Raw genomic sequence first — 6,870 nt, 5'->3', positions numbered from 1 at the left:
GCACGGCGCATCGGATGACTCTCGATTAACGGGTTTCGGTGACTTTGGCCAGATGGCGCGGCGCGTCGGGATTACGCCCGCGCGCGGCAGCCAGGGCATCGGCCATCACATAGAACGACAGGATTGCAGCGATCGGGTCGAGCGCGAAATGCGCAGTCTCGACGAGCGGCAACGTCGCTTCGGGAATGTCTGCGGGCGCGGCAAGCAGCACGCGAGCGCCGCGCGCGCGCATGTCGCGGGCAAGCTGGATCAAACCAGCCTGTTCCGGACCGCGCGGTGCGAACACCAGCAGCGGGTAGTCCTGGCCGATGAGTTCCATCGGACCATGCCGCACTTCTGCACTCGAAAACGCTTCGGCCTGGATGCCCGATGTTTCCTTCAGCTTGAGCGCCGCTTCCTGGGCAATCGCGAGACCAAGTCCACGGCCGATCACGATCATGCGGTCAACGTTCTTCAGTTCATCGACAGCGTGCGACCAGTCGAGCTTGCCCGCGGCACGTAATGCGTCCGGCAGTGTTTTCAGCGCGCTCAGCAGTTCGACGTCTTTCTGCACGTGCGCAATCACGATCGCCGACAGCGACAGCATCGCGATATAACTTTTGGTCGCAGCCACCGACAATTCCGGGCCGGCGAGTAGCGGCAGATTCCATTCACACGCTTCGGCGAGCGGCGAACCGGGCGCGTTCACAGCGGCCACGGTCAGCGCGCCGGCGGCACGCAAAGCTTGCATCGTGCCGATCAGGTCGGGACTTTTTCCGGACTGCGAGAAGGCCACGGCCAGTTGGCCTTTGACGCGCAACGGTGCTTGCTGCAAGGTCGCTACCGACATAGGCAACGACGCAACCGGCACGCCGATACGGCTCATGGTCAGGCCTGCGAAGTAACTTGCGGCGTGATCCGATGAACCACGCGCAACGGTCAGCGCAACGTGCCGCGGTTCTTCGGCGAGCCGTGCGGCGAGTGCTTCGATGTGTGAAGTATCGGCGAGCTGGGCGACCACCACTTCGGCGGAGGCCAGTGCCTCGTCAAGCATATTCGACAATTGATTCACCTTCTACATAAGTAGCCGTCAGCGCAAGTTCGCGATCGAAAACAACGAGGTCCGCCCACGCGCCACGCGCGATCCGGCCTCTGTCCTCAAGGCCGAGATAATCGGCGGCATAGCGTGACAGGCGATTGGAAACGTCCGCTATCGGCAAGCCGATGGAGACAAGATTGCGCAGCGCCTGATCCATGGTCAGCGTGCTGCCGGCGAGCGTGCCGTCGGCAAGACGCACGCCGCCCATGCACTTCGTGACGTGCTGGCTGCCCAGGCGATATTCGCCGTCGGGCATGCCGGCCGCCGAAGTGCTGTCGGTAACCACGTAAAGGCGCGGAATGGCGCGCAGCGCGGCGCGGATCGCACCGGGATGCACGTGTATGAGATCGGGAATCAGTTCGGCATACTCGGCATGCGCGAGCGCCGCGCCGACCACGCCGGGATCGCGGTGATGCAGCGGCGACATGGCGTTGAACAGGTGTGTGAAGCCGCGGGCGCCGTGTTTGAGCGCATTGACGGCGTCGTCATAAGTAGCAAGCGAATGGCCCACTTGCACGCGCACGCCGCGCGCCGCCATTTCCTGGATCACTTCAATATGCCCGGAGATTTCCGGCGCGATTGTGACCACGCGGATGGGCGCGAGCGACAGGTACTTCAGCACCTCGTCGCGCACGGCAACCGCGGCCGCATCAGGTTGCGCGCCGAGCTTGCCCGGATTGATATAGGGACCTTCCAGATGCACGCCAAGCACGCGCGCGCCACCGGACGCGCGACGGATGGATTGTTCGCCCAGGCCTTTTACGACCGCCATGAGTTCGTCGCGTGGAGCGGTCATGGTGGTGGCGAGCATGCTGGTGGTGCCGTGCTTCGCGTGTTCGCGCGCAACGATATTCGCGGCGTCGCCGCCTTCCATGATGTCCGCGCCGCCGCCGCCATGCACGTGACAGTCAACAAATCCCGGCAAGATGTACGGCGCATCGTTGGTCTTCGGGTCCACGCGTGCGCCTTCGAGCGCGGTCACCCGTCCGTTCGCAAACTCGACCGAGCCGTATATCCAGCCGTCGGTCGTCAGGATGTTTCCTTTCAGCATGAATCTCTCTCGTGAAACGTGCCGCTTAACGCGCATTGGGCGCGTCTGGCAGCGCGCGCTGTGCGCATGACGAAGCTCCATCAACCTTCGCACCCGCTGCGAGCAGGCCGAAAGTCGCCGATGAAACGTTTCCCCGGTGACTTCCCGCGATGGCGGTTTCGCTTCTGGAATTGTTTTTCGACGTCTGTTTCGACGTCTCGCCGGTCCGGTAGTGGAAGGACTCTGGCGCGATGCCTGATGCACTGATAACGCAAGAACAGGGCGCTAGCCAGACACCTCGATTGCCACTTTGCGACCAATTTTTACGATCGTTTGACTGATCGAATGTGCATAGGAATGGTCACGAAGCCGCCATCTTTGGCGAGCCCATTATATAACCAAAATAATACCAGTCAATTTTCAAAATCAAATGCTCCTATTCGCACAAACTTGTTAATTATCAATAGGTTGAACGTATCTCGAATTAATTTCACAGGAGTTTTAGTATCGGTAATTACCCTCGAATTGCAGCCCACTTCATCGCTGCTGGTCTACACACTATAGACGCCCTGCGACCGCCACAAGAGGTACCGGCAACGCTTTTCTGCACGATCATGCTTTTTATCGGCACAATAGCCTCGATCGATTCACTGGGGGAAACGGTGAACGGCATAAAAACGAGAGAACGAGGCGGATATGGACAATTCCATGAACGACGGCCTGACGGACGCGGTGCGCCGCTTCCAATGGTTTTATACGCGCCACGTCAGGGCGCCACATGAGTTGGTCGAGCACAGCGCGCTGTCGCTGACAGAAATGCGTGTGCTGTTTGCCGTCATGCACGCCGGTACGTGCACGGCGGCGGATATCGCGCGCACGCTCGGGCTCGATACCGGTTATCTGAGCCGGATGCTGACGCAATTCGAAGGCGCCGGATTGATCGAGCGGCAGCCATTTTCCGGCGACGCCCGCTGCAACCGGGTTTCATTGACCACGGCCGGAGAAACGACGCTGGCCGCGGTAAGCACGCACGTGCGCGACGACGTTTCGGCCACGCTCAACGCAATGACGCCAGACGAAGGCGCACAGTTGCTTGCCTCCATGGGTTGTGTCCAACGCCTGCTAGGGCCGAACGGCGACGTGCCACGCGTTCAACTGCGTGGGCCGCGACCGGGTGATTTTGGCTGGATCGTCGAGCGTGAGGCGCAACTCGCCTCCGGTGGAATGCAAGCGCAACATGAGCGGGAAACGCGTACGGCGATGATCGTAGCGGACTACCTGACCGCACCCGATCCGCTACGCAATGGCTGCTGGATCGCCGAGTGCGACGGCGTCAGCGTAGGCGCGAGCCTGCTGATCGGCGTGTCGGCCGGGAATGCACGGCTTTCGGCGTTGTTCATGGAACCGGGTGTGAAGCGAGGCGGTATTGCCCGCCGTTTGGTCCGCGCGTGCGTGACGTTTGCCACTGAGGCCGGATATGACCGCATCGTCTGCACGACCGATGTGAGCCCGGCACCGCTTGCCCCTCTTCTCCGTCCGTTCGGTTTCGAGGAACTGAACGGCCAAGGGGAATGGGAAAAGCGCTTGAAAGAGCCCCGCACCTTTTAAAGCGTGCGCGCCGTGGCGGCTGCGTGGGCTTAAGATTGAGGCCCGTTCTTCATCGCTTGAAATCGCTCATGTACGTCATCCACCTACGCTACACCGGCGCGCTCGCTGAAATCGACGACGCGCTCGACGCTCATCGCCTCTATCTTCAACGTCAGTTCGACGCAGGCGCGTTTGTTATCGCGGGGCCCAAAGTACCGCGCGACGGCGGCGTTATCCTTGCGGTGGCCATGGACCGCGACCGGCTTGACGCGATTATTGCGGAGGACCCGTTCTCGCAGCAACGGCTCGTGCACTACGACATCATCGAATTCAATGCCACGCGGCTCGCACCCGGACTGAATTTGCCGCAGTTGCCGTGAGGGTGATTTGCGATCGATGATCTTCGACGAGGTGCAGCGGGAATCAATGGGCATCACCCACGAAAAAGGCCGTTTCAACGTAAGTTGAAACGGCCTTGGCGCCACTCATAGCAAGCGCCCGCTTTATCAGGCAACAACTTTAATCGAGCAACAACTTCAGGTCATGTACCCAGGTATCCACGCCCTGCCCGTCGCGTGCGAACAACCTGAGTTTCCCTTGCGGGTCGAACACGTAACTCGCGGCCGTATGGTCCATTGTGTAATCGCCCGCCGCCTTGCCCGGAACCTGCGCGTAATACACGCGAAAATCCTTCGTGATCTTGACAAGCTCCGCCGTGTCAGCAGGACGCAACCCGATGAACGCCGTGCTAAACGCCGACACGTATTCACCCAGCAATGGCGCTGTATCGCGGGCGGGATCGACGGTAACCATCAGCACTTGAACGCGCTTGCCGTCGTCGCCGAGTTTTGCGATTGCCTGTGAAAGTTCAGCGAGCGTGGTCGGGCACACGTCCGGGCAATGCGTATAGCCGAAGAACAGCACCACGGCCTTGCCCTTGAAATCACCGAGCGTGCGCGGCTTGCCACTGGTGTCGGGCAACGAAAAATCGCTGCCGAACTGTGTATTGCCCGTGATGTCGAGATTTGTGAACGCCGGCTTACTGTCACATCCTGCGAGCAGCGCGGCGGCCAAAATGAATCCCAACCAGACAGCGATTCCCCGAACTGAAAACTTCATAAACCGATCACCGTCCGCACGTAATGATCCACTAGCAGCGCGCCGAACAGCAGCGACAAATACACGATGGAGAACCGGAAGGTCTTGCGCGCGAGAGCATCGGAGTATTCACGATAAATCTTCCACGCATAACCGACGAACATTCCGCTGAGCACAACGGCCGACGCCAGATAGAGCACGCCGCTCATGCCAGAGATAAACGGCATCATGGTCACGGCAAACAGGATCACCGTGTACAAAAGGATATGCAGGCGCGTGTATTTCTCGCCGTGCGTGTTCGGCAGCATGGGCAAGCCGGCGTTCTCGTAGTCCTTGCGCCTGTACAGCGCCAGCGCCCAAAAGTGCGGCGGCGTCCACACGAAGATGATCAGGACAAGAATCCATGCGTCCCCGGGTACGTGGCCGGTGACGGCTGCCCACCCAAGCGCCGGTGGCATGGCGCCCGACGCGCCGCCAATCACGATGTTCTGCGGCGTTGCGGGTTTCAGCAAACACGTATAAATCACCGCATAGCCGACAAACGTGGCAATGGTCAGCCACATGGTCAGCCCGTTCGTGAACGTGTAGAGCGTCCACATGCCCGCGCCGCCGAGCACCGCTGAAAACAGCAGGATCTGAGCCGGCGTGATCTCGCCGCGTGCGGACGGACGCCACGCGGTGCGGCGCATCATGGCATCGATCTTTTGTTCCATCAGGCAGTTGATGGCGAACGCGGCCCCCGCCAGCAACCAGATGCCCACCGTTCCGCCAATCAGCACAGTCCACGGCACCATGCCCGGTGTGGCCAGGAACATGCCGATCACCGCGCAGAAAACCGCGAGTTGAGTCACGCGCGGTTTGGTCAACGCAATGTACTGCGAGAGGCGGTTACCGGAAGGGGAAATCAGTGTCGTGCTGTCCATAGAAACTCACGGAGCTTGGCGCGGAAGTGATGCGGGAACGGGCTCGCGCGGGACGGTGGCAGACGACCCCACAACGTGGCCGGGACGGCTGGAAGAGATTCGAAAGTTTACCATAACGAGCAAGAGCAAAAGGATGGCCGCCCCGCCGTTGTGGGCCACGGCGATAGGCAGCGGCCACTGCAGCAGGATGTTCGACAATCCCGTCAGGAACTGCACGACGATCACGATCATGATGCCGTTGGCGGGTTTTCTCAACGACTCAAATCGCCGCAGCTTCGCCGCGAGCCACAACGTGTATAGCACGACAACAATCGCGAAGGTCCTGTGGGTCCAGTGAATCGCGACGAGCGCATCCTGCGAGATGACATCGCCGTCGCCGGTCATGCCGAGCGCCCGCCACAGGTGGAAACCGTGCTCGAAGTTCATCGGCGGGATCCATGCGCCGTTGCACAGCGGGAAGTCCGTGCAGGCGAGCACCGCGTAATTCGTGCTGACCCAGCCGCCCAGCGCGATCTGGACCACCAGCAGTAATAAGCCGACGAGCGCCGCGGGCAACCAGCGGGCGGCGGCGGGATCGATAGCCGGAATCGGCGTCAGGCGCGCAGCCAGCCAGCCGAGCGAGCCGAGCAACGCCAGCCCGAGCAACAGATGCGTGGTCACAATCACCGGCTGCAGCTTCATGGTGACCGTCCACGCGCCGAACGCTCCCTGAACCACGATCAGCATCAGGATGGCCGTCGGCCACCAGGGCGACACGTGCAGCGGACGGCGCTTGAAACGCGCCGCCCATGCAATCAGGACCTGCGCAATGATCAACACACCGATCGCCATGGCGAAATAGCGATGGATCATTTCGATCCACGCCTTGCCGATACTCACCGGTCCCGTCGGCATCGCCTGATAAGCGGCGTTGATGGCAGCATGCGCAATAAACGGCGACGACGTGCCATAACAACCCGGCCAGTCAGGACAACCGAGACCCGAATCGGTGAGACGCGTAAAACCGCCGAACATCACGAGATCGAGTGTCAGGAAGGTGGTGAGCCAGACGAGCTTGCGAAATTTGTTGTCGTCGGCTTTCACCCACACGTACGAAAGCGGCAACAACGCAATGCAGATGCCGATCAACCCGAGTTGTAAAACGTAAGTCATGC

7 protein-coding genes are annotated in these 6,870 nt (G+C 60.7%); 2 read left to right on the top strand and 5 right to left on the bottom strand.

Going from position 1 to position 6,870, the window contains the following annotated elements; all coding sequences use genetic code 11:
- Positions 1-25: 25 nt before the first annotated feature.
- Entirely contained in the window at positions 26-1,033 is a 1,008-nt protein-coding gene (locus JWR14_RS27335; protein WP_299714960.1) for an SIS domain-containing protein, read from the bottom strand.
- Positions 1,026-2,129 (bottom strand): N-acetylglucosamine-6-phosphate deacetylase, encoded by a 1,104-nt coding sequence (nagA, locus tag JWR14_RS27330; protein ID WP_299714957.1) that lies wholly within the window; start codon positions 2,127-2,129, stop codon positions 1,026-1,028. The genes JWR14_RS27335 and nagA overlap by 8 nt, the downstream gene beginning before the upstream one ends.
- Before the next feature lie 675 nt (positions 2,130-2,804).
- Between nagA and JWR14_RS27325 the strand changes: the two genes are divergently transcribed.
- Both JWR14_RS27325 and JWR14_RS27320 read left to right on the top strand, forming a co-directional pair.
- On the top strand, positions 2,805-3,716 hold the full coding sequence (locus tag JWR14_RS27325) for a bifunctional helix-turn-helix transcriptional regulator/GNAT family N-acetyltransferase (RefSeq protein WP_299714954.1): 912 nt from the start codon (positions 2,805-2,807) through the stop codon (positions 3,714-3,716).
- A 68-nt stretch (positions 3,717-3,784) separates the two neighbouring features.
- Positions 3,785-4,075, top strand: coding sequence for a YciI family protein (locus tag JWR14_RS27320; RefSeq protein ID WP_299714951.1), 291 nt, complete (start codon positions 3,785-3,787; stop codon positions 4,073-4,075).
- Positions 4,076-4,214: 139 nt separating this feature from the next.
- On the opposite strand, the gene JWR14_RS27315 is transcribed toward JWR14_RS27320, so the two are convergent.
- The 3 genes from JWR14_RS27315 to JWR14_RS27305 are packed head-to-tail and all read right to left on the bottom strand — an operon-like array spanning position 4,215 to position 6,868.
- Positions 4,215-4,814 carry an SCO family protein gene (locus tag JWR14_RS27315; RefSeq protein WP_299714948.1) on the bottom strand — a complete coding sequence of 200 codons (600 nt, stop codon included), beginning with the start codon at positions 4,812-4,814 and terminating at the stop codon, positions 4,215-4,217.
- Entirely contained in the window at positions 4,811-5,716 is a 906-nt protein-coding gene (gene cyoE / locus JWR14_RS27310; RefSeq protein WP_299714945.1) for a heme o synthase, read from the bottom strand. Before cyoE ends, JWR14_RS27315 begins: the two co-directional genes overlap by 4 nt.
- A gap of 6 nt (positions 5,717-5,722) precedes the next feature.
- Entirely contained in the window at positions 5,723-6,868 is a 1,146-nt protein-coding gene (locus JWR14_RS27305) for a COX15/CtaA family protein (protein WP_299714943.1), read from the bottom strand.
- Positions 6,869-6,870 lie beyond the last annotated feature (2 nt).

Source organism: Caballeronia sp. (genome assembly GCF_028292365.1).
Lineage (GTDB): Bacteria > Pseudomonadota > Gammaproteobacteria > Burkholderiales > Burkholderiaceae > Caballeronia.
This window is presented reverse-complemented; position numbering and strand designations above follow the sequence as displayed.